Below are 24,946 nucleotides of genomic sequence, written 5' to 3' on the forward strand. Positions count from 1 at the left end.
AAACAGTGCTTAGAGCCTAGTCGACAACGCTGGATTGCACAGGGTTCAGAAAGGAAAGCGGGAGCCGAATGCCGGCTCCCGTGTTGCAAGAGATTACATCTCGACCTGGGTGCCCAGCTCGATCACCCGGTTTACCGGGAGTTTGAAGAAGCGCAGGTTACCGTTGGCGTTTTTCAACATGAACGCAAACAAGCTCTCACGCCAACGGGCCATGCCCTTGATGCGCGAGGCGATCACCGTTTCACGGCTGAGGAAGTAGGTGGTGCGCATCGGGCTGAAATCCAGATCGTCCAGGTGGCACAGCTTCAGCGCTTCGGGCACGTCCGGCTCATCGGTAAAGCCAAAATGCAGGATCACCCGGAAGAAGCCTTCGCCGTAGGCGTCCACCTCAAAGCGCCGCGAGGCAGGCACACGCGGAATGTCTTCGTAGACCACCGTGAGCATCACCACTTGCTCATGCAACACCTGGTTATGCAGCAGGTTGTGCAACAGCGCGTGGGGCACGGCATCGGGCCGCGCGGTGAGGAACACCGCCGTGCCCTGCACGCGATGAGGCGGTTGCACGCGGATACTGCTGATAAAGATCGGCAACGGCAGCCCGCCTTCGTCGAGGCGCTCGACCAGCAACTGCTTGCCGCGTTTCCAGGTGGTCATCAGCACGAACAGCACAATGCCCGCGAGCACCGGGAAGGCGCCGCCCTGGATGATCTTCGGCACGTTGGCGGCAAAATACAGGCCGTCCACCAACAGGCAGCAGACCAGCACCGGCACCGCCAGGATCGGTGGCCACTTCCATAGCAGCAGCATGACTGCCGACACCAGGATAGTGGTCATCAGCATGGTCCCGGTCACCGCCACGCCGTAGGCCGAAGCCAGTGCGTTGGAGGACTCGAAGCCAAGCACCAGCAGGATCACACCGACCATCAGCGACCAGTTCACCGCACCGATGTAGATCTGGCCCTGCTCGGCGCTGGAGGTGTGCTGGATATGCATGCGTGGGATGTAACCCAGCTGGATCGCCTGGCGCGTCAACGAGAACGCGCCGGAAATCACCGCCTGGGAGGCAATCACCGTGGCCAGGGTGGACAACACCACCAGCGGGATCAGCGCCCAGCTCGGCGCCAGCAGGTAGAACGGGTTGCGCGCAGCTTCCGGGTCGCCGAGCAACATGGCGCCCTGGCCAAAATAATTGAGCACCAGCGCCGGCAACACCAGGATGAACCAGGCGCGGGCAATGGGTTTGCGGCCGAAGTGGCCCATGTCGGCATACAGCGCCTCGGCGCCGGTCAGTGCCAGCACCACGGCGCCGAGGATCGCCACGCCAATGCCTGGGTGGGCTTCGAAGAAGCGCACGGCCCACATCGGGTTCATCGCGCTGAGCACTTCAGGGTGCAAGGTGATGCCATAGATACCAAGGCCGCCCAGCACCAGGAACCAGGTGACCATCACCGGCCCGAACAGCTTGCCGATGCGGTCGGTGCCGTGTTTCTGGATCAGGAACAGCGCCACCAGCACCACCAGTGCAATCGGCACGACCCATTTTTCCAGGCCATCGAACGCCAATTCCAGGCCTTCAACGGCCGACAACACCGAAATCGCCGGAGTGATCATGCTGTCGCCGTAGAACAGCGCCGCACCGCACAGCCCGCACACCACCAAAAAACTGCGCAGGCGCTTGCGCGTGCCTGCTGCCCGCCGTGCCAGTGCCGTCAACGCCATGATGCCGCCCTCGCCCTGGTTGTCGGCGCGCAGCACGAACAGCATGTATTTGATCGATACGACCCAAATCAGCGACCAGAAGATCAGCGCCAGGATACCCAGCACGCCATCATGGTTGACCTGCACACCGTAACCACCGGTAAACACTTCTTTAAGGGTATAGAGCGGGCTGGTACCGATATCGCCGTAAACCACCCCGACCGCCGCCACCAGCATGCCAATCGGCTTTGCATTGGAATGCTCGGCACCTGCCGCCTGACTATTTGCCTGACCCATCAACCACTCCTGCCCTTTGACCTGAGGTCTTTATAAACAACGCGCCTAAGCTGACCCTAGCATGCGCTGTTTTACTTCTCGTAACAGACGTTTTATTGACCCCGGGGTTTCACCCGTGCGCAACGGCGCGAAGCATAGCGCAGCGCTCGTCGCATTTCCCCGCATAAAGCTGGTCAAGCGCGCTGCCCGCCGATAGAATTGCGCACTTTTTGATCAGAGGCGCACCAAGCGCCCGTCTACCGCCGTGTCGTGCCCGACTGGCGGCGTCATTCAATACCGAGGTTAGACATGTCCACCACCATCGCAAAAGCCAACCCCAAGGTCGGCTTTGTATCCCTGGGTTGCCCGAAGGCTCTGGTCGACTCCGAGCGCATCCTTACGCAACTGCGTATGGAAGGCTATGACGTTGTGTCCACCTACCAGGACGCCGACGTGGTGGTGGTCAACACCTGCGGCTTCATTGACTCGGCCAAGGCTGAATCGCTGGAAGTGATCGGCGAAGCCATCAAGGAAAACGGCAAGGTCATCGTCACCGGCTGCATGGGCGTGGAAGAAGGCAATATCCGCAACGTGCACCCAAGCGTGCTGGCCGTGACCGGCCCGCAGCAGTACGAGCAGGTGGTCAATGCCGTGCACCAGGTGGTGCCGCCGCGTCAGGACCACAACCCGCTGATCGACCTGGTGCCGCCGCAAGGCATCAAGCTGACGCCGCGTCACTACGCGTATCTGAAGATTTCCGAAGGCTGCAACCACAGCTGCAGCTTCTGCATCATCCCGTCGATGCGCGGCAAGCTGGTCAGCCGCCCGGTGGGCGATGTACTCGACGAGGCCCAGCGCCTGGTCAAATCCGGCGTTAAAGAGCTGTTGGTGATCTCCCAGGACACCAGCGCCTATGGCGTCGACGTGAAATACCGCACCGGTTTCTGGAACGGCGCGCCGGTGAAAACCCGCATGACCGAACTGTGCGAAGCCTTGAGCAGCCTGGGCGTATGGGTGCGCCTGCACTATGTTTACCCGTACCCGCACGTCGACGAACTGATCCCGTTGATGGCCGCCGGCAAGATCCTGCCGTACCTGGACATCCCGTTCCAGCACGCCAGCCCGAAAGTCCTCAAGGCCATGAAACGCCCGGCTTTCGAAGACAAGACCCTGGCGCGCATCAAGAACTGGCGCGAGATCTGCCCGGAGCTGATCATCCGTTCGACCTTTATCGTCGGCTTCCCTGGCGAAACCGAAGAAGACTTCCAGTACCTGCTGGACTGGCTGACCGAAGCGCAACTGGATCGCGTCGGTTGCTTCCAGTACTCGCCGGTGGAAGGCGCTCCAGCCAACCTGCTGGATGCGGCCATCGTGCCGGACGACGTCAAGCAGGAGCGTTGGGAGCGTTTCATGGCGCATCAACAGGCCATCAGCTCGGCGCGCCTGCAACTGCGCATCGGCAAGGAAATCGAAGTGCTGATCGACGAAGTCGACGAGCAAGGCGCAGTAGGCCGTTGCTTCTTCGACGCGCCGGAAATCGACGGTAACGTGTTTATCGACGATGCCAGCGGCTTGAAGCCGGGCGACAAGGTCTGGTGCACCGTGACGGATGCCGACGAGTACGACTTGTGGGCTGAAAAGCGCGACTGATCAAAAAAACCTTAAAAGCCCCGCCTCTGAGCAAGATGCGGGGCTTTTTTAGGTCTATCGTTTGCCCATCAGCGCCGATCATCGGCAAGGGGCAGCGGGCATGCGTCAGCATTCGGTTATCCACACACCTAAAACCAGCGACTACGCGCAATTGGCGCAAATCTGGGAAGACTCCGTGCGAGCAACCCATGACTTCCTGCCGGACAGCTACATCGTCGTGCTCAAGGCGCTGGTACTGACGCGCTACCTGGACGCGGTGATGCTGATCTGCACCAAGGACGCGCGCCAGCGCATCACCGGGTTTGCCGGGGTGGCAGCGGGCAAGGTCGAGATGCTGTTTATCGACCCGCAATACCGTGGCCAGGGCTTGGGTCGGCAATTGCTGGGTTATGCGATCGAGCACCTGAATGCCGAGGCGCTGGACGTTAATGAGCAAAACCCGCAGGCCCTGGGGTTTTACTTCAAGCAGGGTTTCGAGGTGGTCGGACGTGCCGAGCATGATGGCCTCGGCCAGCCGTACCCGCTGCTGCATATGCGCTTGCGCCAACAGCAACGGCGCAGTGGCTGACAGCGCCAATGTGGGAGCGGGCTTGTGTGGGAGCTGGCTTGCCTGCGATGGCATCACCTCGATTCCAAATGCACGACCGAGGTGTCTGCATCGCGGGCAAGCCCGACTCCCACACAAGCCCGGCTCCCACACAGGCCAGCGCCCACAAAAACCCACCGCGCTGAAATGGGTCCGGGATTAACCGCGCCCACACAGGTACAATAGCCGCCCCCTTTTGCTACGGCCCTTGTCATGACTGACCCCATACGCCTCTCCAAACGCCTTATCGAACTGGTCGGTTGCTCCCGTCGGGAGGCTGAGCTGTTTATCGAAGGCGGCTGGGTCTCGGTGGACGGTGAAGTGATCGACGAACCGCAATTCAAGGTCACCACCCAGAAGGTCGAGCTGGACCCAGAGGCTAAAGCCACGGTGCCGGAACCCGTGACCATCCTGTTGCACGCCCCGGTGGGCGTGGATGTGGAAACGGCGATGGCCTCGATCAGCGCCGAGACGCTGTCCGAAGAGCACCGTTTCAGCAAGCGCCCGCTCAAGGGCCACTTCCTGCGCCTGACCGCCAGCGCCGACCTGCAGGCCAAGGCCAGCGGCCTGCTGGTGTTTACCCAGGACTGGAAGATTCTGCGCAAGTTGACCGCCGATGCCGCCAAGATCGAGCAGGAATACGTGGTGGAGGTCGAGGGCGACATGGTTGCCCACGGCCTCAACCGCCTGAACCACGGCCTGACCTACAAAGGCAAAGAGCTGCCGGCCGTCAAAGCCAGCTGGCAGAACGAAAACCGTCTGCGCTTTGCGCTGAAAAACCCGCAGCCGGGCGTAATCGCCCTGTTCTGCGAAGCGGTCGGCCTGAAAGTCATCGCCATCCGTCGCATCCGCATTGGCGGCGTGTCCATCGGCAAAGTGCCGGTCGGCCAATGGCGTTACCTGTCCGGCAAAGAAAAGTTCTAAGCCGCTCCCCTTTTCCCGGCACCGGCAACCTAGCGCGGTGCCCTCAGTTGAATACCAGGATTGCCCACCATGATTCACAACGACGTATTGCGCAGCGTGCGCTACATGCTCGACATCAGCGACAACAAGATGGTCGAGATCATCAAGCTCGGCGGCATGGACGTCACCAAGGAAGACCTGCTGACCTACCTCAAGAAAGACGAGGAAGAAGGTTTTGTGTTCTGCCCGGACGACGTCATGGCGCACTTCCTTGATGGCCTGGTGATCTTCAAGCGTGGCAAGGACGACAGCCGTGCGCCGCAGCCGATCGAAACGCCGGTGACCAACAACATCATCCTCAAGAAGCTGCGTGTGGCCTTCGAACTCAAGGAAGACGACATGCACGCCATCCTCAAGGCGGCTGAGTTCCCGGTGTCCAAGCCTGAACTGAGCGCGCTGTTCCGCAAGTTCGGCCACACCAACTACCGCACTTGTGGCGATCAGTTGCTGCGCAACTTCCTCAAGGGCCTGACCCTGCGGGTTCGTGCGTAAGCCATGAGTTACTCGGTCTCGCCTGTCGGTTTCGTGCGTTCCTGCTTCAAGGAGAAGTTCGCCATCCCGCGCCAGCCGCAGTTGGCGCCGGCCGCCCGTGGCGTGCTGGAGCTGGTGGCGCCGTTCGACCAGGGCGAGGCGGTGCAGGGGCTGGAGCAGGTCAGCCACGTGTGGCTGCTGTTTTTGTTCCACCAGGCCCTGGAAGACAAGCCGCGCCTCAAGGTGCGGCCGCCGCGCCTGGGCGGCAACGCCTCAATGGGCGTGTTTGCCACCCGTGCGACACACCGGCCCAATGGCATTGGCCAGTCGGTGGTGAAGCTGGATAAGGTCGAGCCAGGCCGCTTATGGGTGTCCGGGATCGATTTGCTCGATGGCACACCGGTGTTGGATATCAAGCCCTACGTGCCGTACGCGGACATCATTGACACTGCCACCAATGATATTGCCAGCAGCGCGCCGCAGCTGATTCCCGTGCAGTGGCTGAAGGCCGCCCTGTTGCAGGCGCAAGGCCATGCACAGCGCCTTGATGAGCCGCTGGTGGCGTTGATCGAGCAGTGTTTGGCCCAGGACCCACGGCCGGCGTATCAGACGCCAGGGCCTGAGCGCGAATACGGCGCGCAGTTCTGGGATGTGGATGTGCGCTGGCACTATCCAGAGGCGGGTGTCATCTGTGTGCTGGAAGTGGTACCGGCCAAGTAAACGCCGAAAACAACTGTGGGAGCCGCTCATGTGGGAGCTGGCTTGCCTGCGAAAGCATCACCTCAGTTCAACTGAGCGACCGAGGTGTCTGCATCGCAGGCAAGCCAGCTCCCACACAAGCCGGCTCCCACATTTTTTTGAGCAGTGTTTACTTCTCGACGAACGCGCGCTCGATCAGATAATCACCCGGCTCACGCATACGTGGCGAAACTTTCAGGCCGAAGCTGTTCAGCACTTCGCTGGTCTCGTCCAACATGCTTGGGCTACCGCACAGCATGGCGCGGTCGTCCTCGGGGTTGATCGGCGGCAGGCCGATGTCGCTGAACAGCTTGCCGCTGCGCATCAGGTCGGTCAGGCGGCCTTCGTTTTCGAATGGCTCGCGGGTCACGGTCGGGTAGTAGATCAACTTGTCACGCAGCGCCTCGCCGAAGAATTCGTTCTGCGGCAGGTGCTCGGTGATGAATTCGCGGTAAGCGACTTCGTTGACGTAACGCACGCCGTGGCACAGGATCACTTTTTCGAAGCGCTCGTAGGTTTCCGGGTCCTGGATCACGCTCATGAACGGCGCCAGGCCGGTACCGGTGCTGAGCAGGTACAGATGTTTGCCCGGCTTCAAATCGTCAAGCACCAGGGTGCCTGTCGGTTTTTTGCTGATGATGATCTCGTCGCCTTCCTTCAAGTGCTGCAATTGGGAAGTCAGCGGGCCATCGGGCACCTTGATGCTGAAGAACTCCAGGTGCTCTTCCCAGTTCGGGCTGGCAATGGAGTAAGCGCGCATGAGTGGGCGGCCGTTGGGCTGTTGCAGGCCGATCATCACGAACTGACCGTTCTCGAAGCGCAGGCCCGGATCGCGGGTGCACTTGAAGCTGAACAGCGTGTCGTTCCAGTGATGAACACTGAGGACACGTTCGTGGTTCATGTTGCTCATGTACGGGGAACTCCTGGAAATGGGTCTGCGCCAAAGTTGAGATGCGCAATTGCACAGCATTCTAATGGCGGCGACAATATCTGTTAACTGGATTATTAAGATAAGGGTTATCGGTTATATCGATATGCGATTTACTCTACGTCAACTGCAAGTCTTCGTCGCCGTCGCCCAGCAGGAAAGCGTCTCACGCGCTGCTGGCCTTCTGGCCTTATCTCAATCCGCCGCCAGCACCTCGATCACCGAGCTGGAGCGTCAATCCAGCTGCCAATTATTCGACCGCGCGGGCAAACGCCTGAGCCTCAACGCCCTTGGCCATCAGCTATTGCCCCAGGCCGTGGCCCTGCTGGACCAGGCCAAGGAGATCGAAGACCTGCTCAACGGCAAGTCCGGCTTTGGCTCCCTGGCGGTCGGCGCCACCCTGACCATCGGCAATTACCTGGCGACCCTGCTGATCGGCAGCTTCATGCAGCAGCACCCCGAGAGCCAGGTGAAGCTGCATGTGCAGAATACTGCCAATATCGTGCACCAAGTGGCGCATTACGAAATTGACCTGGGTCTAATCGAAGGTGACTGCAGCCACCCGGACATCGAGGTACAAACCTGGGTCGAGGATGAGTTGGTGGTGTTCTGTGCGCCGCAGCATCACTTGGCCAAGCGCGGTGTGGCGACCATGGAAGAGCTGACCCATGAAGCATGGATCCTGCGCGAACAGGGCTCGGGCACGCGCCTGACCTTTGACCAGGCCATGCGCCATCACCGCAGCGCGCTGAATATCCGCCTGGAGCTGGAACACACCGAGGCGATCAAGCGTGCAGTGGAGTCAGGGTTGGGGATTGGCTGTATTTCCCGGCTGGCGCTACGCGATGCGTTCCGGCGTGGCAGTTTGGTGCCGGTGGAAACCCCGGACCTGGACCTGGCCCGGCAGTTTTACTTCATCTGGCATAAACAGAAGTACCAGACCTCGGCGATGCGCGAGTTTCTGGAACTGTGCCGCGCCTTCACCGCCGGGGTTCAGCGCAGCGACGAGATCGTGCTGCCAAATATTGCCTGAGGCTTAGATCAGGATCACGGCCCACACCAGGGTAATCATGGTCAGCGCTACGAATTGCGCGGCGCTGCCCATGTCCTTGGCGTTTTTCGACAGCGGGTGGCGGTCGAGGGAAATCCGATCGATAGCCGCTTCCACGGCCGAGTTGAGCAACTCAACGATCAAAGCCAGCAAGCAGACCGCGATGAGCAAGGCGCGCTCGACCCGGCTGACGTGCAGGAAGAAGCTCAGCGGGATCAGGATCACGTTCAGCAACACCAACTGACGGAATGCCGCCTCGCCGGTGAAAGCTGCGCGCAGGCCATCCAGGGAATAGCCCCCTGCGTTGAAGATACGTTTGATACCGGTTTGACCCTTGAAAGGCGACATAGATGTAGGCAACTGAACCAAAGAAGTGGGGAAACTAGATCACGCAAAGTCAAAAAAGCGTGAATCGGGCACAGCTTAATGCTGCGAAATTGACTCAAGTTGTTGCAAGAGCAGCGCCGCCTGAGTGCGTGTGCGCACGCCGAGCTTGCGGAAGATCGCCGTCACGTGGGCCTTGATGGTCGCTTCCGACACACTCAGCTCATAGGCAATCTGCTTGTTCAACAAGCCCTCGCAGACCATGGTCAGCACCCGAAATTGCTGAGGTGTCAGGCTGGCGAGGCCATCACGGGCCGCTTTGGCTTCGTCGGACACGTTGATTTCTTCAAACGCTTGCGGCGGCCACGACACATCGCCGTCCAGCACCTTGCGCACGGCGTTCTGGATATCTTCCATGGCGCTCGACTTGGGAATGAAGCCACTGGCGCCAAACTCCTTGGAGCGCACCACCACATCGGCGTCTTCCTGGGCCGAAACCATCACTACCGGGATCTGCGGGTACTGCCCGCGCAACAGCACCAGCCCCGAGAAGCCGTAGGCACCCGGCATGTTCAGGTCGAGCAGCACCAGGTCCCAGTCGGATTTTTCGTTGAGGCGGGCTTCCAGTTCGGCAATGCTGGCCACTTCGACCAGATTCACGTCAGGGCCAAGGCCCAAGGTAACGGCCTGATGCAGCGCACTGCGAAACAGCGGATGGTCATCGGCTATCAGGATTTCGTATGTGGCCATTGATTAAATGATCCTGTTTTTTATGGGAGCCCTGATGGGTTCAGGGTTCGCCAGTACACAAGGCAACGGCCAGGCAGCCATTGCCACAGGGCACACTCAGCATCAAAAAAACCTGAAACGACACTGAAAAGTCACGGTTACGCCCCAATCGGCGCCCAGCATGCCCAGCGTAGCCTGGGGGGTCAAGCACTACGCCCATGGGCATTTTAGCCGGTTGCGGGTTTACGGTGCCATCATGCAAACGTCGTCTGGTTACACCGCGGGGATATAAGGCGCAAGCCGCGTGTGCACGCTGTCCGCAGGGTCCACCAGTAATAGGAATTTAGCGGCCAGGTAATGTGTGCTGAACACATCGAGGTAGGCGTCCAGCACTTCACTGGCTGCTGCGTCGCCGGCCAGTTCCAGGCACAGCGCCGCAACTTCGGCGGTACAGAAATGATCATCGCGCTTGGACCGGCGCAGCTTGTAGCGTGACAACTGCTCAGGCGCCAGGCTCAACACCGGTAAGTGTTCCAGGTATGGGCTTTTGCGGAACATCTTGCGCGCCTCGCTCCAGGTGCCATCCAGCAAAATGAACAGCGGGCGCTTGCCGTCTTGCACCCTCACCTCGCTGCACACTCGCTCAGGCGCCACGAATTCGCCCGGAAACACGATATACGGTTGCCATTGCGGGTCGGCTAACAAGGTCAGCAACTCGGGAGCCACTTCTGTGCGCGACCAGGCGAACGCTGTGGTGTCGTCGATCACATCGGCGATCAGCCAGCCGGTGTTGCTGGGCTTCATCGGTTCCACGTCATGCATCAACAGGCACATGGCCGAGCGGGCTTGCACGGTTGGGCGCCAGGCGCACAGGCAGTACTCGGGAATCACCCGGCAACCGGGGCAACGTTCGGCACGCGAACCCCGGTTGAGAAACGGCCGGACGGCGCGCGCCAGGCGCTGGGTACGCAAGCGGGAGACGGCGTGGCTCATCGGGCGCACCGCGAGCAGAGGTCAATCGACACAGAAAAAACTCGAACAAGACTAAGTGGCCGCAGTTTACCAGCGATACGCCTGGCTGTAGTGGCAAGCGGTCCCCTATAATTGCGTGCCACTGAACGCACAGCGCAGTGGCTGGTCTATGCACCAGTAACCGAATCAGGAGAGTTTCATGCTGCGTTCCATGCTGCGCCTTGTTGCCCCATCCGTCGCCCTTGCGCTGGTCCTGCCCATGGGCGCCCACGCGGCGTCGTTGCTGGAGGCCCAAATGAACAGGAAGCTGCAAAGCGTCGCGGCCGAGAGCAACAAAGACCTGCCCCGGGAAATCGATGCAAAGACCCTGGAAGTGGCCTACACCGTTGAAGGCATGCAACTGATTGATCATCTCAGTGTGCTACCTGACCGTGCCGAACAGATGCGCGCCAACCCCAAGGCTGTGTATTTCCAGCTGGGTCAAAGCGTATGCCTGAACAAAGGCTATCGCGAGCTGATGGCCAAGGGCGCCGTGATGCGTTACGAAATCACCGAGAACAAGACCAACCGCCCGGTAGCATCGGTCAAGTTTGTGGAAGCCGACTGCCCGGCACCGGCGGCTGCCAAGAAGAAAAAGTAAACCGCTGCTCGATCTCTGTGCGCGACTGTCCAGTGGCGCACACCTCCCCCGCTGCAATTCCCGGCAACGACTAAACTGCGTGATGAGTGACCAATAAGCGGTTGCCAGCCATGGGTTTTTCGGCTCATGATCAAGCCATCCCGGCAGCCCATCTACTGCGTTTTTCACGCCGTTCTGTAACATTCTCAGGGCAAAAGAGGGTTGCCCTCCTGCCACTTGCAGTGCAAAGGTTTCCACATCACAAGGAACATACAGAGCCCGTTTTGCCGCCTGGCGAACACCGTGCCACGCCTGGGGCGTGCAGCGACACATGCAGTGTCGTGGCCGCGGACGAATCTCTCGCCGATGGCCCAGGTTCTGTGAAGAAGGAGAAGTTGAATGCCTTACGAACCGAATGACCGCCTGCTCCGTCATTTTGAAGCAAACGGCGCTGACCTCACCCAGCAGGTCGACGCACAACTCCAGTTGGTCGCTCCCAACAGCCCGAACATCCCCCTTTATCGCGATATGATCCTCACCGTGCTGCGCATGGCGCAGGACGACCGCAACCGCTGGAACGCCAAAATCACCTTGCAGGCGATCCGCGAGTTGGAGAATGCCTTCCGCGTACTGGAACAGTTCAAGGGCCGCCGCAAGGTGACCGTGTTCGGCTCGGCACGCACGCCGCTCGAAAGCCCGTTGTACGCCCTGGCCCGGGAAGTCGGCGCACTGCTGGCACAATCGGACCTGATGGTGATCACCGGCGGCGGCGGCGGCATCATGGCTGCCGCCCACGAAGGGGCTGGCCTGGAGCACAGCCTGGGTTTCAACATCACCCTGCCCTTTGAACAGCACGCCAACCCGACCATTGATGGCACCGACAACCTGCTGTCTTTCCACTTTTTCTTTACTCGCAAACTGTTCTTCGTCAAGGAAGCCGACGCGCTGGTGCTATGCCCAGGCGGTTTCGGCACCCTGGACGAAGCGCTGGAAGTCCTGACCCTGATCCAGACCGGCAAGAGCCCGCTGGTGCCGGTGGTGCTGCTGGATGCCCCCGGTGGCGGTTTCTGGCAAGGCGCGCTGGACTTCATCCGCAACCAGCTGGAGGCCAATCGCTATATCCTGCCCACCGACCTCAAGCTGGTTCGCCTGGTCTACAGCGCTGAAGAAGCGGTGGCGGAAATCAACCAGTTCTATGCCAACTTCCACTCTACGCGCTGGTTGAAGCGTGAGTTTGTGGTGCGCATGAACCACCGGCTCAGTGAGCGGGCCTTGGCCCACTTGCAGACAGAGTTCGCCAGCCTGCGCCTGAGTGGTGAGTTTCAACAGCTTGCTTACACAGGCGAGGAACACGATGAGCCCAGGTTCAGCCATTTGACCCGCCTGGTGTTCAACTTCAATGGCCGTGATCAGGGCCGCCTGCGGGAGTTGGTGGACTACATCAATTTGCCGGAGAACTGGGCCCAGGCTCAGGGGAAGACACAGCAACGCGTGGCACCGGAGCCGGCGTGATTTTTTAGGCAAAAAAAAAGGCCCACTACTGTCGTAGTGGGCCTTTTGTTTTATCGGGATTTGGCATCCCGACAACCAACCCAATCCATTGTGGACGTTGGCTTGCCTGCGATTGCGGTTTACCAGCTAGCTTATAGGTTGCCGCCCCACTGCTATCGCAGGCAAGCCAGCTCCCACATTTGGATGTTCATCCGCCTGAAGACTCAATCGTCCATGTCTCGACCGCTGAGTAGCCGGCTGATCATGTCCATCGAAAACCCACGATAACTCAGGAAGCGACCCTGCTTTGCGCGCTCACGGGCATCAATCGGCAGATGGCCGGCAAACTTGCGCCGCCAGGTTTCTTCCAACTGCGACTGCCAACTGATACCGCACTCACGCAGGGCAAGGTCGATATCGGCACGTTGCAGACCACGCTGGCTCAGCTCTTCACGAATTCGCGCTGGGCCGTAGCCGGAGCGCGCACGGTAGGACACAAAGCTTTCAAGGTAACGGGCTTCGGAAAGCAGCCCCTCTTCCGTCAAACGGTCCAGGGCTGTTTCGATCATCTCGGGCTCTGCACCGCGCTGACGCAGTTTACGCGTCAGCTCGACTCGACCATGCTCGCGGCGAGCGAGCAGGTCCATCGCGGTGCGCCGAACGGCGACGAGTGTATCCAGTACCACAGTCATCGTTTGCTTCAGATGTCAGTGTCGACTTCTTCTACTTCTTCAACCGGCTCGCGGTTGGCAGCAGCTTTCACGTCTGGTGCTGGGGTCAGCAGCTTGTCGCGAATCTGCTTCTCAAGCGTGGCGGCGATATCCGGGTTGTCCGCCAGGAACTTGGCCGAGTTGGCCTTGCCCTGACCGATCTTGCTGCCGTTGTAGGCATACCAGGCACCGGACTTCTCGACGAAACCGTGCAGTACGCCCAGGTCGATCATCTCGCCGTTCAGGTAGATACCCTTGCCGTAGAGGATCTGGAACTCAGCCTGACGGAATGGCGGAGCCACCTTGTTCTTCACGACTTTAACGCGGGTTTCGCTACCCACCACCTCGTCACCTTCCTTCACCGCGCCAGTACGGCGGATATCCAGACGGACCGAAGCGTAGAACTTCAGCGCGTTACCACCGGTGGTGGTTTCCGGGCTGCCGAACATCACGCCGATCTTCATGCGGATCTGGTTGATGAAGATCACCAGGCAGTTGGCGTTCTTGATGTTACCGGTGATTTTACGCAGCGCCTGGGACATCAGGCGGGCTTGCAGGCCCACGTGCATGTCGCCCATTTCGCCTTCGATTTCAGCTTTCGGTACCAGGGCCGCCACGGAGTCGACCACGATCACGTCGATGGCGTTGGAACGCACCAGCATGTCGGTGATTTCCAGGGCTTGCTCACCGGTGTCCGGCTGGGAAACCAGCAGGTCGTCAACGTTGACGCCAAGCTTGCCGGCGTATTCAGGGTCCAGGGCGTGCTCGGCGTCGACGAACGCACAGGTGGCGCCCATTTTTTGCGCCTGGGCAATCACCGACAGGGTCAGGGTGGTTTTACCGGAAGATTCAGGGCCGTAGATTTCAACGATACGGCCTTTTGGCAGGCCGCCAATGCCGAGTGCGATGTCCAGACCCAGAGAGCCAGTGGAAATAGCCGGGATCGCCTGACGGTCGTGATCGCCCATACGCATTACGGCACCCTTGCCGAATTGACGTTCGATCTGACCCAGGGCCGCAGCCAAGGCTTTCTTCTTGTTGTCGTCCATTAAAGTCCTCACGTAATCAATAAGGCCTGACGGCCAACACCTGTATAAGTAGACAGTATTGTTCCACAAAGATCCGGGATCGCCTACCCCTGATTTTCGATTTCTGCTGCAGCTCGTCGCAACAAGCCCTCCAGTGCGGCCTTTACCGTTTGTCGGCGGACCTCGTCGCGGTTACCGGGGAAGTGCGCCAGCTCGGCCGTCACCTCATCGCCCACGCCAAACGCCAGCCATACGGTGCCCACCGGTTTGTCCGGCGAACCGCCATCCGGCCCTGCCACACCGCTGACCGCCACGGCAAAGCGCGACAGGCTTTTTTCCTGCGCACCGCGCACCATCGCTTCCACCACTTCCTGGCTGACCGCGCCGACCTTGGCGAACAACACCTCCGGCACGCCCAGTTGCCGGGTTTTCTGCCGATTGGAGTAAGTGACATACCCGGCCTCGAACCACGCCGAACTGCCCGGAATACGCGTGATGGCTTCGGCGATACCGCCACCGGTGCACGACTCGGCAGTGGTGACGTGGGCATTGAGCACCTGCAAACGGCGACCCAGTTCAGCGGCCAGTTGAGTGATTTCCTTCACGGTCGTCTCCAGGAATGGGCGGGGGTTTGCCTACCCTACAGGAGCCTATCGGCCATGCAAGTTGCAGAGTGCATCAAGACACTAATGGCCGACGGCGCGCACCCTGCCTCAGGAAACGCCCAATATCGCCTTCGCCCGCGCCCAGAGCTGCAAGCGATCGTCCAGGCCATTCAGGCCACCATTGATGCGCCGTGTGATAGTGGTGAACTGGTCTTTGTCAGCGAGTTCGTTCAAACCATTGCTCTGCCAGAACCATGCCGCGGACGCACACGCCCATTGCGGCTGCTCCAGCAGTTGCGGTTGCTGCAACAGGCGGTCGTCGCCGAACAACGCCTGGCTGCAGGCTAGGTAATTGCGCCGCCCCGTGATCTGGATAAGCCCCCTGCCCCGGTACCTCTGGCCATCGCCGTCGGCCTCGGGGGTGTTGCCCAAACGCGCGGCCAGGATGCCGGTGTCGTATTTGCTCAGGTATTGATCGCTGCCCAGTTCTCGCACATAGAGCAACTGGCCGGATTCGTGGCCGACCTGGGCAAGAAATGCGGCCATGCGCTCAGGTGTGATGATTTGGTGGTGTGACATGGCCGCGTTTAACGCAGAAATGAAAACGCCGGCTTTAAGCCGTGAGCGTGGTAAGACTTTAACTAACTGTTGCTCGGACAGGACCATGTTGCCCTCCTCGGCGCTTCGAATGAAGATCGAGCTTTGAGTACCGCACGAACTCAGGCGTATTTTTCATTCAGTGCATACAAGATCGCGCAGGTTTCGCAATCCAGCACGCCATCATGGTTTTCAGGCCGAAAGTGCAGTTGAAAAGCCCGTACCAGCGCACTGAAAAAACCATCAGAAGTGGGCGTTTCAATCCCGTACCCATAGCGGGAAAACGCCTGAACCACTTGGTCACGCTCAGGAATTTCGCCACTGAATTGCTGGAGGTATTTGTCTTTGACTGAATCCTCGTACCAGGCGCCGATACCTGCCTGCGCAAGGTCTTTCCAGGGAAGCTTGGGGCCGGGGTCTGATTTGCGACCGACCGCAATATCGGAATGGCCTACCACGTTTTTCGGCGACATGTCCGGGTAACGTTGCAGGATGTTCCTCGCCAATTGCTTGAGGGCTCTGATTTGCGAAGCCTGGAAGTCAGGGAACGTGAAAACGCCGTCGACATCCGTGGCCTGGTTAACAATCTCGATACCGATAGAGGTGTCGTTCAACCCTGAACGACCGGCCCACTGGCTGACACCTGCGTGCCACGCACGGTCCTCTTCCGCCACCAGACTGAAAATTTTCTGCCCTTTGAAGCCCGCCGCAATGTAGCTCGGATCGATTGGATCCGGGATCAGATAATGCGCACTTGCAGCCCCGGTGGTCAGCGATTTGACCGAGCCAGAAAAGTCCAACGCGGTGTAGTGCAACACCAGGAAACGTACACGTTTGCCGTAAGGTTTAAGCGTGCGATAAGTGTTGTAGTCAATCGTAAACATAGAGCCTCCCTTTTTCCTATCCATCCTTTAGCTATTACGCAGCACACGCGCCTTGAATTAACCGCACGCGAATGCTGCGACCTGGCGCTCTCAGAGACGAAGAAGTTCAATATAGTGTTCATGTGTACTCACCTATTGAGTCGAATGACTTGTCGCGGAAGATTCCGCTTTCATGTCGCTCAAAGGCGATTGCTCGAGGCTCGCGGGCTTCACATGATTCAACGTCCTGCATCGGGAACATTTGATCTGGAGCTCTGTAAACCCACCCGTGCGGGTGAGAAGTCTTTTGCAGTTACCGCATCTGAATTCTTTCAACATCTGCAAATTCCTTTTGCTGAATTACCCTTTCCGTGGGCAATAAAAAACCCGACACAATCGCCGGGTTTGCTAGCTGACTTTACTCAGTTGTCAGGATGCTCGCTCGCTACTGAATCAGCGGCGTCCACATCCGACATATCCTCTTCGAGAGGTGCATCGTCGTCAGGCGGCAGCGGGATCTTGTCCTCATCACGCCTTGGGTCATGCCCTGTCTCGTTATCAGTGCCGCGTGTGACTTCCTGCTGAGAAATATTGCCTGGCGCATTCTTATCGATGTCCATGCTGACTCTCCGTTTTTATGCTCGGGATATCCGCGCTTGAACATGAGAGGCTGGCAGGTCATGGTCAGTGCCAATCAATGGACGAACGGCTTGGGGCAAACGTCCCCGTTCAATGGCGAGGCCTGGAATTAACGATTGATAGGTCCGAAGGTGAGCCCTTTCAGGAACCAGCGCTGCTCTGGTGTAATCGAGTCGGCCTGTTTTGCATTTTCGATTTCGGTAGCACCGATCTGCGCGTAGTAGGCGCTTGGGGAAAATTAGGCAATAAAAAGCCCAGCGCGACGGCTGGGCTCTATTACGCAAGGAGCTAGAAGGTCATGGAGTCCAGTAAGCAATCTTGCCGCCTGCACCAACAGCGATAAAATTGCCGTTGCCGTAGGCGACGCTCCGGATATCGGTTCCTGCGAAAGTGTTGGCTTGCTGAACCCAGCCGATCCCATCCTCGGAAACGGCTGTCTTGCCGCCGTCGCCGACAGCTACATACTTGCCATTACCGTAAGCAATGTCGCGGATGATGGTTCCACCGAAACTGGTATCTGCAACAGCAGTCCAGTTAAGCCCATCGGGTGAATATGCCATCTTGCCATCCGCACCAACGATAAACATTTTCCCGTTGCAAAGCTTCATGGAAAGGATGGTGCTAGTGCCGAAGGTGCTGGTTACGGTCGAGAATGATTGCGGATTACCCGTCGCCATCTTCACAGCGCTAAGCAGCTTCCCATTCGATCCCGCAACCAACACAAAAACGCCAATGACGTTGACGCAGTACACAGTCTCGTCAGAAGTGAAGGTCGTAGTGCGCTCCACCTGGCCTGACCAATCGCCATAACGGGAAAAGACTTTACCGTTAGATCCAACCAGGATCCAGGTCGCGTCGCTGCCGGAAATTGGCTGATAATACACAATGCCTTGCAAGTCTCCGGACGCGCGAACAGTTGCCGTAATGTTTGTCCAAGCCCTTTCAGGGCGTGCTGTGCTGCCGTAGGCCACATTGCCGGATTGAGAAACGGCTTGAAGCTGTGTCCCAAGACCGTTCCAGTACAGGTCATTGAGGACCTTTGCGCTATCAGAGGTGACGACGTCCTTAAGCTTGGTCCACGCTGTACCAGTCGCGCCTCCGCTGACAAGCTGAGTGGTTGTGGGAAGACCGTTGCCACCAGCCGCATAAAACTTGCCGTCCCCAAAAACCACGCGCCTAAGCATGCCGGTGTTATCCACCGGTTGCACTTGGGTCCAAAGATCTTGCAAGGTTTGAGACGCCGAATTTGCGTTTTCCATTTTAAACTCCGTTACTTAGCTGATTTAAGTTCAGGCCTCTATATTGGGCGTATGGCGCTCATGGGCGATGGCTCGAGGCGCGTGGCCTTCACATGGTTCAACGTCCCGCAACGGGAACATTTGATCTGGAGTTCTGTAACCTCACCTATTCGAGCAAGGAGTTTTTTGCAGTTTCCGCATCGAAGCTCTCTCAACATAAGTTCCTCCAACATCAGTGAACTGCTGCTTCGAATGACTTACCTGTTCACGCCGACAACCCATTCGCTGTAATCGAACTGCGATACCCAGTCACCGGATCGCCAACATGCACCACCTGTTTCATCGACCACTGGCCCTGCATATACGAAGGCCAGGTTTCATCCAGCACCAGCAAGCCCTCAGCGGCCAGCAGCGGGTTGCCAGGGCAATCGATCAGCAGTTTCAAACCTTCGCGTCCCACACGTCGCAGTTCGCCTTCAGCCACGGCACGCGCCTCGGCTTGGTTCTGGCAGCGCTGGCGCAAGGTTTTGAATGGGGCCACTCCCACCTCGACGACCTGTTGTTTGCCACCTGCGGCATCCCACCAGGTCACGCGGCTGCCCATGTATTTGGAGCGGGACGTTTCGTCGAGCTTGGCGGTGATGAAGGCTTGATCACCGGGGCGATTGTCCTGGGTCACGGACAGCTTCACCTGCGGTAATAGTTGCCCGGAAAGTGATTTGACCTGCCCCGCCTCGGCCAGCACGTACAGCTCGTTGATTGGTTTGGTGACCGCGCTGTAGCGCTTCGCAAGGCGGGTGATGAACGCCATGTCGCTTTCATTGGACTGGTCGATATGGGCAATCGCAATGCCTTCCAGCGCAGGAGCCACACGCGGTGAAAACCCGTGGCGACTGACCAGTTGGCGAAACAGTGCGCCCAACGTGGTTGGCCCGTAACTGGCCGACCGTCGCTGACGATAACCGCTGGCGTCGAGCATGCTGAAAGGTGCGGCTGTCGCCACGATCATCAAGCGCATGGGAAACAGCACGGGCGTGCGCTGGGTGATCACGAACTCGCCTTTCTCCACCAGCGCGGACTCCTGATAACCCACGCGCAAACCGATCTTGCCGCTCAGGCTGGGCAAACCTTCCAGCCCCTCGATATTGAGGGTCAACTCCAGCCGGTCAGACTCGATACCTGCGGCGTCGGTATGGCTCCAATGCATCAGGCGTTGATTGAGCAGCGCGGCATTAGCGCCATAAAACTCCACGATCGGCGTAAAACCCTGTGCCATGTTGCCTCCTTAATCCCACGCCAGAACAGGCCGCACAGCAGCCGGCCGCGTTTGCATTTCCGGCACGATGACCCACACACCGGCGGGCAGTACCGGCCCGTACTCGGCAAGCTCGGGGTTCAGACGCCAGAGGGTTTCTTCCGCCGCGTCGTCGCAACGCCCCACCTCGCGGTAGAGCAGCAGGTTGACCGAATCACCGGCGATACTTCGCACTCTACGCATTGACGAATTCCTCTAATTCCAGGGTCCAGGTCATGAGCATGGCGGTGCCGTCGTCGATCACATTGCTCTGGGTTTCCACAACTGAATTGATCCGCCACAGGCCCCAGTTGCGGCCAATGCCATCGACCAAAGGCAGAGGTGCCCGTGCGTTTTGCAGCGCGCGCAGTTCGTCCAATCGCTGCATGCCGATGGCGTACATGGCCGTGCCGCTGAACGTGAGTTTTTCCAGCTTTTGCCCGCTCTGCCGTGACAGGGGTTTGCTGGCAATAATCGCCAGGTCAGCCCAGCCACCGTCGGTACTGCGCAGCAACGAGGAATAGGCAAAGCCTCGGGACAAACCAAAAATAAAGTCGCCGAGGACCATTTGTTGTCGCATCAATCACCTCCTGAAGGGTCAGCCAGTGCCACGTTGCGCCGAATGCCCAGAGCGTCGGTGACCATTGGCATGCACTGAAATTGCAGGGCCTGGATCACCTGATTGACGACTTGCTGGGCATCGGCCGGGTTGACGCCGGTGATCTGGATGCTCGGGGCGAGGGTGACTTGCACGTTGTCCGTGCGCGCGGCATTGAGCTCTTTGCTCACCGCACCAGGCGCGGGCAGGCGATCATTTGCGCTGAACAATTTATCGCCAAGCCAGCTGCCCGCCTCGCTGCCGAGCAGGCCGCCGATTGCGCCGCCGACGGCGGTGCCGACACCGGGGAAAATCAGCGTGCCGATGGCGGCACCGGCGGAGGCTCCGGCCCAGGCGCCACCGGCCGTGGTGAGGCCTGCACCGACAGCGTTGGCGTCACCGTTACTTACGCCCTGCACCACGTCCATAGCGGTGTCGACGTACTTCAGTGGGCCGAGGCGGCGGGCGGCGGACGACTCCAGTTTGCTCAGCGTGCCCCACAACCCTGAAGCAGGCATCTTCAGTGAGCTGTGGGCCGGGGCCGGCAGACGTTCACGACTAATGGGCTGAGCCTGTGGCGGGGCGTGTTGGCGACCTTCGAACGGCATGGGCGCAAGCCCCCGTTCCAATGCCTCAAGCAGCCCAGGCGCGCGGCCCGAACTCATTCGCTGGTAGGCCGTCTTTTTGTTGCGACTGTTCGTGCGGGCAACGCGCGGCTGCAACCCTGGTGAAGTGGCACCTGCAAACCCAAGCGGCTGCTGCTGGGGAAACCACTTCGAAAGGCGTTCGCCCACGCCATACAGCGACGCCACCCAACCAGCACCTTTTGCAAGCGAGCGCTTTGCGGCGGGTGGCTTCGCTGCAGGCGTTTGCTTCTTGTGCGAGGTTTGAGACTTCTGTGTTGTTTGAGCCTTTCGCGCTGGCGCAGACTGTTGTGTTGTTTGAGCCTTTCGCGCTGGCTGGGACTTTTTTGCCGACTGAGACTTGGGCTTTCTGGACCTCTGTCTCCCCGAAGCCCCACCGCGCGCCGAGTCCTTGCTCGACATTGATTTTTCGCCCGCCGTTGCACAGCAGCATGACTTGTCTTTTTCAAAGCCACCGTCCTGGAAAAACTTCCCAATCAAGGGAATCTTGCCAAGCGTCACATCCACCACGTTGCCTTTGAATCTGGAAGTGACTGTCTCCGCCAACCCCGAAATCACGGCCTCTGCCGTTTTAACCGTCTTGGCCCCGAGCGGCGAGTCGCCGGCCCAGTCATTGGCTTTATCCATCACCTCGGTCTTGGCCTGCAACCATGTGGGTTCCAGGAATATCGGCGCCGGTTCCAGGGTCTTGGTAAGACGACTTGCGCTTTCCGTGGTTTCCTTTCGTAAAACCGTTATCGACTTCTCCGAAGTGGCCTTGGTATCAAACGAAAGATGGGCATTCGAATATCGCTGCGCGGCAACCGGGTCGAGCGGTTGCCCGGCGCCCAGCGACATGGACTCACGGGTAAGGCGCAGATCTTCGGACCGGGTTGATGTGAATTGAGCAACCGTCTTCGATTCGCTGTGTTCCTCGGATTTCAACGGCTGCACATCAGCCGTCTTCAGTGTGGATAAAGATGTTTCAAGCGCGTCCACATTCTCACGCAGTACCTGCAAGGACTGCGCGAGTTCGTTAAGCCTCAAGTCTGCATGGGTTAACGCCAGGCCCATCCCCGTCGCGCTCTCGGGGACGGAGGGTGCCAACGTGCCTGGATTGACGAGACTGGCATCATTTGCGCCATTTGCGCTGCCGAAAACGCCCTGACCATCCTTGGCCATGGCATACGCGAGCGAATACGTGTTTTGCATCCCGCTTACTCCTGTTTAACGCCAAGGCGAGTGATCGCAATGTCGTAGCGGCGCAATGCTTTGCCGGCGTCCCAGTCGAGGATCTCCGCCTCATTGACCGAGTAAATCAGCGGCACCACATCGAGGATTACTTCGATGTCGCGCTGCGAAAGAAGTCCGCCGGTTGATTTAAAAAATCGTCGATGCGCTCCTGCAGTTGCGTCCAGTCGGGCACGGTCAGGCCGGCGAGATCGGGGATCATCAAACCGGTGCAATGCGCGGTGATGAACTCGGCGCGCTCTTTGTTGGTGGCGAGTTTTTTCATCACTTTGGTGGCGCGCAGGGCGGGCATTTCCAGAGACAGTTCGGTCAGGCTGCGACCGGCCGCATCGAGCGCCAACAACAGCTGGACCGGTTGGTCGTGGCTCGCTTCGTCAGGCTGATCGAGGAAGAACGACGCTGGGCGTGTCGACATGTCATGTACGTACTGAGCGATGCTCACGTAGTCCGGGCGTTTGAGTTGATCAAGCTCTTTTTCCGACAGGCCGGTGGCGAGTTTCGCCAGTTCAAAAAACTGGTCGTCCTCGTCATCACCGGCCCGGGCCAGCGCGGCTTTTTGCGCGGCGTAGAACAGCGGTTTGAGTTGAATCTGCTGGATCGTCGCGCCAGTGTCGGCGGTGATCGGAGACAGCAGAATGTGCAGCGGTGGCATCCAGGCCATGGGGCAATTCCTTGGTGAGAAAGTATCTGCAAGACAACGCCGGTCCATGTGGGAGCGGGCTTGCTCGCGAAAGCGGTCTATCAGCCACACATGTATTGACTGACACTCCGTATTCGCGAGCAAGCCCGCTCCCACACTGACAGTGTCCACTTCAGGTGCAGTGAAGGCTTACGGCATCAGCACCGCGCGGCGTGCATCGCCGAGAATGTCGACGCCGTTGAGCACGAACTTCTGGGTGCGCACGTCGATGTCGATCACCGGGATGCCATTTTCCAGGCGGTTGTAGGTGCGGCAGGACAGCTCCAGGGTGGTGGTGACCTTGTCGCCCATCTTCAGCTTCGCCTCCTCCAGGGATTTGAGCTTGCCGCCGACGGTGTGGTAGGTGAAGTAGGTCTTGCCGTCCTGGTCTTGTCCGGCTTCACGCACATTGAGCAGGATGTCGTCACCCAGGCGCACGCCCAGGGCCAACATGATTTCCGGGCCGGCACCTTGCAGCACCAAAGTGGCGCCGAGCACCTTGCCGCTCTTGGCCATTTCTTCGGCGATGAAGCGCCCGCCGGACATGGGTTCCATGTCGAACTCGATCTTCGGCGGGGTGAATTCCTCCACCGTCGCGGACAACGGCAGGCCTTGAAGGGTGGCCGCAATGGCCTGTCTTACACGGTTGGTAAACATTAGAGAACGTCCTCCAGGAACTGCTCGATGATTTCATCGCGGGCATTGAGTTGATAAATCATGTGTTCGTTTGGCGCGTAACGGCCGTAGTCGATGACGATGAACCAGGTGCCGTTCTTGTATTTCTCGACACTGTTCAATTCCGGGTGCAGGTAAACACTGCCGCCGGGGATGGTTTCATCGGCGACCAGGGTTTGCAGCCAGTCGTTGATGCGCTTGACCTCCTGGTCCATGAAGGACTTGGTGAGGTTCTTGGCCATGGCTTTCTGGCCGGCCTTGACCAGCTTGCGGCTGATGGCATCTTCCAGGCCGACGTAGCTGATGAACTTGCCGGTGATGGAGCGGTTACCCAGCAGCGAAAAACCGCCGAGGACAGTGCGCGCGTAGTAGCTCACGCCGTAACGGTTGAGCAGGTCGCCTTCGGTGGAGGTGTCGAGGATGTTGTACTCGACCACGCGGGAAACGTCCTCGGCGAAGGTCACCTGGTTACCAGGGCTTTCCCATTGCTTGACCTTGGCCAACGCAGCGATGGCCAACGAGGATGGGGCCAGGAACACGTTTTTCTTGGCTGCCTTGGAATACACCGACGGCAGGTTGTGCACCAGCAGGCAACGGTCGAAGCCGAGGTCGGCACCGCCCAGTTCGCCGCTGTAGGTCACTTGGTCAGCGACCGATGCGTCCTTGCCGTCCAGCACTACACGGGCCTTGATACGCTTGCCAAAGGAGGCGAACTCACCCGCTACCGCCTTGGTGCCGGTGAAGCCAGGGGCGCCGATGATGGTCAGGTCTTCAGGGACACTGGCCAGTGCAGCCAGGCCCAGCTTGCGGCCGGTGGTCGGCTCGTTGCCGCCGATCACGTTATTGACGGTGTCAGCCGGGGTTGCGCCCTCCTCCACGATCACCACATAGACCGGCACCTTCACCACTTTGAGGATCTGGTACACCGCCTGAAACAGCGTGCCCGACTCAGCGCCGGTAGGGTCCAACAGCGCCTGAGTAGTGAAGCTGTTGATGCGAAACGGCGCGTTTTTCGGGATCGACGCGTGGGCATTCGGCGCGGTGCCGACCAGGCCGATAACGTTGTCGCCCAGGCCACCCATGGCCTCGGGAGATTCAGTGGCATTCACGGTGATGCCGTTGTGCTCGAAGTTCAAAACCTCAGCCATGATTAGTCAGCCTTCTTGGGGGTGGAGTTAAGGACGCTGGTCAGTTCCAGGCGGCCGGCGCTGCGCAGGGCAGATGCTTCGACGTCGAGCAGTTCCAGCTCCTCGCCGGCAGTGGACCAATGGCCACCTCCGGTGGGAAATGGGATGAGGACGGTGTAGGTTTGGCGGTTGTGCATGGGTGGAATTCTCCGAGTGAGAAACGCCAAAGCCCCTGCGTGAGGGGCTTTGGGGAGGCGAAAAAATACCGCTTTCGCGGTGGGTTATTTCAGGAAGGCTGGCTTCTGGGGCCAGGCGACTGCGTCAGGATCAGCACCCTGATCGGGGATATCACGCAAGCCCTGGCGGTAGGTCACGAACGCCGGGCGATCCTTGTCTGCCATCGGGTAGTCAGGCATGGCTGCGTAGTCGCTGGCCAACAGGTCGGCATCCCGCGCCGCACGGATCAGTTTCCATTTGATCAATGGATGAATGTCCGGCAGTACAAATTCAGGTTTCATCAATA

The 24,946-nt window shown here is 59.2% G+C and carries 31 protein-coding genes; 8 read left to right on the forward strand and 23 right to left on the reverse strand.

What is annotated here, in order from left to right; translation table 11 throughout:
• Positions 1-93 precede the first annotated feature (93 nt).
• Positions 94-1,995, reverse strand: a complete 1,902-nt coding sequence (locus QF043_RS22525; RefSeq protein ID WP_307420242.1) for a potassium transporter Kup — start codon at positions 1,993-1,995, stop codon at positions 94-96.
• Positions 1,996-2,283: 288 nt separating this feature from the next.
• Between QF043_RS22525 and rimO the strand changes: the two genes are divergently transcribed.
• From rimO to tsaA, 5 genes are all read left to right on the forward strand, one after another.
• Positions 2,284-3,624 carry a 30S ribosomal protein S12 methylthiotransferase RimO gene (gene rimO / locus QF043_RS22530; protein WP_058421640.1) on the forward strand — a complete coding sequence of 447 codons (1,341 nt, stop codon included), beginning with the start codon at positions 2,284-2,286 and terminating at the stop codon, positions 3,622-3,624.
• A 100-nt stretch (positions 3,625-3,724) separates the two neighbouring features.
• The gene (locus QF043_RS22535; protein ID WP_307420243.1) at positions 3,725-4,192 is read left to right on the forward strand and encodes a GNAT family N-acetyltransferase; all 468 of its coding nucleotides are present in this window, start codon (positions 3,725-3,727) and stop codon (positions 4,190-4,192) included.
• A 231-nt stretch (positions 4,193-4,423) separates the two neighbouring features.
• The gene (locus QF043_RS22540) at positions 4,424-5,134 is read left to right on the forward strand and encodes an rRNA pseudouridine synthase (protein WP_058421638.1); all 711 of its coding nucleotides are present in this window, start codon (positions 4,424-4,426) and stop codon (positions 5,132-5,134) included.
• Positions 5,135-5,203: 69 nt separating this feature from the next.
• Positions 5,204-5,665, forward strand: coding sequence for a DUF1456 family protein (locus tag QF043_RS22545; protein WP_307420244.1), 462 nt, complete (start codon positions 5,204-5,206; stop codon positions 5,663-5,665).
• 3 nt (positions 5,666-5,668) lie between these two features.
• On the forward strand, positions 5,669-6,364 hold the full coding sequence (tsaA, locus tag QF043_RS22550; RefSeq protein ID WP_056857590.1) for a tRNA (N6-threonylcarbamoyladenosine(37)-N6)-methyltransferase TrmO: 696 nt from the start codon (positions 5,669-5,671) through the stop codon (positions 6,362-6,364).
• A gap of 148 nt (positions 6,365-6,512) precedes the next feature.
• On the opposite strand, the gene fpr is transcribed toward tsaA, so the two are convergent.
• A complete protein-coding gene (gene fpr, locus QF043_RS22555) occupies positions 6,513-7,292 on the reverse strand; it encodes a ferredoxin-NADP reductase (RefSeq protein WP_003189055.1) in 780 nt (259 codons plus the stop codon).
• A gap of 124 nt (positions 7,293-7,416) precedes the next feature.
• On the opposite strand from fpr, the gene QF043_RS22560 reads away from it, so the two are divergent.
• Positions 7,417-8,343: a LysR family transcriptional regulator gene (locus tag QF043_RS22560; RefSeq protein WP_026013711.1), complete on the forward strand. Its 927-nt coding sequence runs from the start codon at positions 7,417-7,419 to the stop codon at positions 8,341-8,343.
• Between the two features lie 3 nt (positions 8,344-8,346).
• Here the strand turns inward: QF043_RS22560 and QF043_RS22565 are convergent, their stop codons facing one another.
• The 3 genes from QF043_RS22565 to QF043_RS22575 all read right to left on the reverse strand — a co-directional run bounded on the left by QF043_RS22565 (position 8,347) and on the right by QF043_RS22575 (position 10,407).
• The gene (locus QF043_RS22565; protein WP_017137081.1) at positions 8,347-8,709 is read right to left on the reverse strand and encodes a diacylglycerol kinase; all 363 of its coding nucleotides are present in this window, start codon (positions 8,707-8,709) and stop codon (positions 8,347-8,349) included.
• Positions 8,710-8,784: 75 nt separating this feature from the next.
• A complete protein-coding gene (gene erdR / locus QF043_RS22570) occupies positions 8,785-9,435 on the reverse strand; it encodes a response regulator transcription factor ErdR (protein WP_056857592.1) in 651 nt (216 codons plus the stop codon).
• Between the two features lie 252 nt (positions 9,436-9,687).
• A complete protein-coding gene (locus QF043_RS22575; protein WP_307420245.1) occupies positions 9,688-10,407 on the reverse strand; it encodes a tRNA-uridine aminocarboxypropyltransferase in 720 nt (239 codons plus the stop codon).
• Positions 10,408-10,585: 178 nt separating this feature from the next.
• Here QF043_RS22575 and QF043_RS22580 point away from each other — a divergent pair, with 178 nt between their 5' ends.
• Both QF043_RS22580 and QF043_RS22585 read left to right on the forward strand, forming a co-directional pair.
• Positions 10,586-11,026, forward strand: a complete 441-nt coding sequence (locus QF043_RS22580) for a PA3611 family quorum-sensing-regulated virulence factor (RefSeq protein WP_017137078.1) — start codon at positions 10,586-10,588, stop codon at positions 11,024-11,026.
• Between the two features lie 378 nt (positions 11,027-11,404).
• Positions 11,405-12,517, forward strand: coding sequence for a TIGR00730 family Rossman fold protein (locus QF043_RS22585; RefSeq protein ID WP_065928929.1), 1,113 nt, complete (start codon positions 11,405-11,407; stop codon positions 12,515-12,517).
• 203 nt (positions 12,518-12,720) lie between these two features.
• Here the strand turns inward: QF043_RS22585 and recX are convergent, their stop codons facing one another.
• The 18 genes from recX to QF043_RS22675 all read right to left on the reverse strand — a co-directional run bounded on the left by recX (position 12,721) and on the right by QF043_RS22675 (position 24,941).
• Positions 12,721-13,188 carry a recombination regulator RecX gene (gene recX / locus QF043_RS22590; protein WP_003189043.1) on the reverse strand — a complete coding sequence of 156 codons (468 nt, stop codon included), beginning with the start codon at positions 13,186-13,188 and terminating at the stop codon, positions 12,721-12,723.
• A gap of 8 nt (positions 13,189-13,196) precedes the next feature.
• The gene (recA, locus tag QF043_RS22595) at positions 13,197-14,255 is read right to left on the reverse strand and encodes a recombinase RecA (protein ID WP_017137075.1); all 1,059 of its coding nucleotides are present in this window, start codon (positions 14,253-14,255) and stop codon (positions 13,197-13,199) included.
• An 83-nt stretch (positions 14,256-14,338) separates the two neighbouring features.
• Positions 14,339-14,839, reverse strand: coding sequence for a CinA family protein (locus tag QF043_RS22600; RefSeq protein WP_307420246.1), 501 nt, complete (start codon positions 14,837-14,839; stop codon positions 14,339-14,341).
• 108 nt (positions 14,840-14,947) lie between these two features.
• Positions 14,948-15,505, reverse strand: a complete 558-nt coding sequence (locus tag QF043_RS22605) for a glycoside hydrolase family 19 protein (protein ID WP_307420247.1) — start codon at positions 15,503-15,505, stop codon at positions 14,948-14,950.
• A 53-nt stretch (positions 15,506-15,558) separates the two neighbouring features.
• Complete coding sequence (locus QF043_RS22610; protein WP_307421489.1) at positions 15,559-16,320, reverse strand: N-acetylmuramoyl-L-alanine amidase; 762 nt, start codon at positions 16,318-16,320, stop codon at positions 15,559-15,561.
• Between the two features lie 132 nt (positions 16,321-16,452).
• Complete coding sequence (locus QF043_RS22615; protein ID WP_373460723.1) at positions 16,453-16,638, reverse strand: Com family DNA-binding transcriptional regulator; 186 nt, start codon at positions 16,636-16,638, stop codon at positions 16,453-16,455.
• An 83-nt stretch (positions 16,639-16,721) separates the two neighbouring features.
• Complete coding sequence (locus tag QF043_RS22620; RefSeq protein WP_056857599.1) at positions 16,722-16,919, reverse strand: hypothetical protein; 198 nt, start codon at positions 16,917-16,919, stop codon at positions 16,722-16,724.
• A gap of 315 nt (positions 16,920-17,234) precedes the next feature.
• Positions 17,235-18,197, reverse strand: coding sequence for a hypothetical protein (locus QF043_RS22625; RefSeq protein ID WP_056857600.1), 963 nt, complete (start codon positions 18,195-18,197; stop codon positions 17,235-17,237).
• A 38-nt stretch (positions 18,198-18,235) separates the two neighbouring features.
• The gene (locus QF043_RS22630) at positions 18,236-18,394 is read right to left on the reverse strand and encodes a Com family DNA-binding transcriptional regulator (protein ID WP_074854399.1); all 159 of its coding nucleotides are present in this window, start codon (positions 18,392-18,394) and stop codon (positions 18,236-18,238) included.
• Positions 18,395-18,441: 47 nt separating this feature from the next.
• Positions 18,442-19,452, reverse strand: a complete 1,011-nt coding sequence (locus tag QF043_RS22635) for a contractile injection system protein, VgrG/Pvc8 family (RefSeq protein ID WP_307420249.1) — start codon at positions 19,450-19,452, stop codon at positions 18,442-18,444.
• A gap of 9 nt (positions 19,453-19,461) precedes the next feature.
• Positions 19,462-19,674, reverse strand: a complete 213-nt coding sequence (locus QF043_RS22640; RefSeq protein ID WP_307420250.1) for a tail protein X — start codon at positions 19,672-19,674, stop codon at positions 19,462-19,464.
• Positions 19,667-20,050, reverse strand: a complete 384-nt coding sequence (locus QF043_RS22645) for a phage tail protein (RefSeq protein WP_305458260.1) — start codon at positions 20,048-20,050, stop codon at positions 19,667-19,669. Before QF043_RS22645 ends, QF043_RS22640 begins: the two co-directional genes overlap by 8 nt.
• Positions 20,050-21,903, reverse strand: a complete 1,854-nt coding sequence (locus tag QF043_RS22650; protein WP_307420251.1) for a phage tail tape measure protein — start codon at positions 21,901-21,903, stop codon at positions 20,050-20,052. The genes QF043_RS22645 and QF043_RS22650 overlap by 1 nt, the downstream gene beginning before the upstream one ends.
• Positions 21,904-22,030: 127 nt before the next feature.
• Positions 22,031-22,603: a phage tail assembly protein gene (locus tag QF043_RS22655; protein ID WP_307420252.1), complete on the reverse strand. Its 573-nt coding sequence runs from the start codon at positions 22,601-22,603 to the stop codon at positions 22,031-22,033.
• 168 nt (positions 22,604-22,771) lie between these two features.
• On the reverse strand, positions 22,772-23,278 hold the full coding sequence (locus QF043_RS22660) for a phage major tail tube protein (RefSeq protein ID WP_307420253.1): 507 nt from the start codon (positions 23,276-23,278) through the stop codon (positions 22,772-22,774).
• Positions 23,278-24,444 (reverse strand): phage tail protein, encoded by a 1,167-nt coding sequence (locus tag QF043_RS22665; protein WP_307420254.1) that lies wholly within the window; start codon positions 24,442-24,444, stop codon positions 23,278-23,280. Before QF043_RS22665 ends, QF043_RS22660 begins: the two co-directional genes overlap by 1 nt.
• Positions 24,445-24,446: 2 nt before the next feature.
• Positions 24,447-24,620: a hypothetical protein gene (locus QF043_RS22670; RefSeq protein WP_307420255.1), complete on the reverse strand. Its 174-nt coding sequence runs from the start codon at positions 24,618-24,620 to the stop codon at positions 24,447-24,449.
• Between the two features lie 84 nt (positions 24,621-24,704).
• The gene (locus QF043_RS22675) at positions 24,705-24,941 is read right to left on the reverse strand and encodes a tail fiber assembly protein (RefSeq protein WP_236370673.1); all 237 of its coding nucleotides are present in this window, start codon (positions 24,939-24,941) and stop codon (positions 24,705-24,707) included.
• Positions 24,942-24,946 lie beyond the last annotated feature (5 nt).

This window comes from Pseudomonas sp. W3I7, assembly GCF_030816095.1.
Taxonomy (GTDB): domain Bacteria; phylum Pseudomonadota; class Gammaproteobacteria; order Pseudomonadales; family Pseudomonadaceae; genus Aquipseudomonas; species Aquipseudomonas salomonii.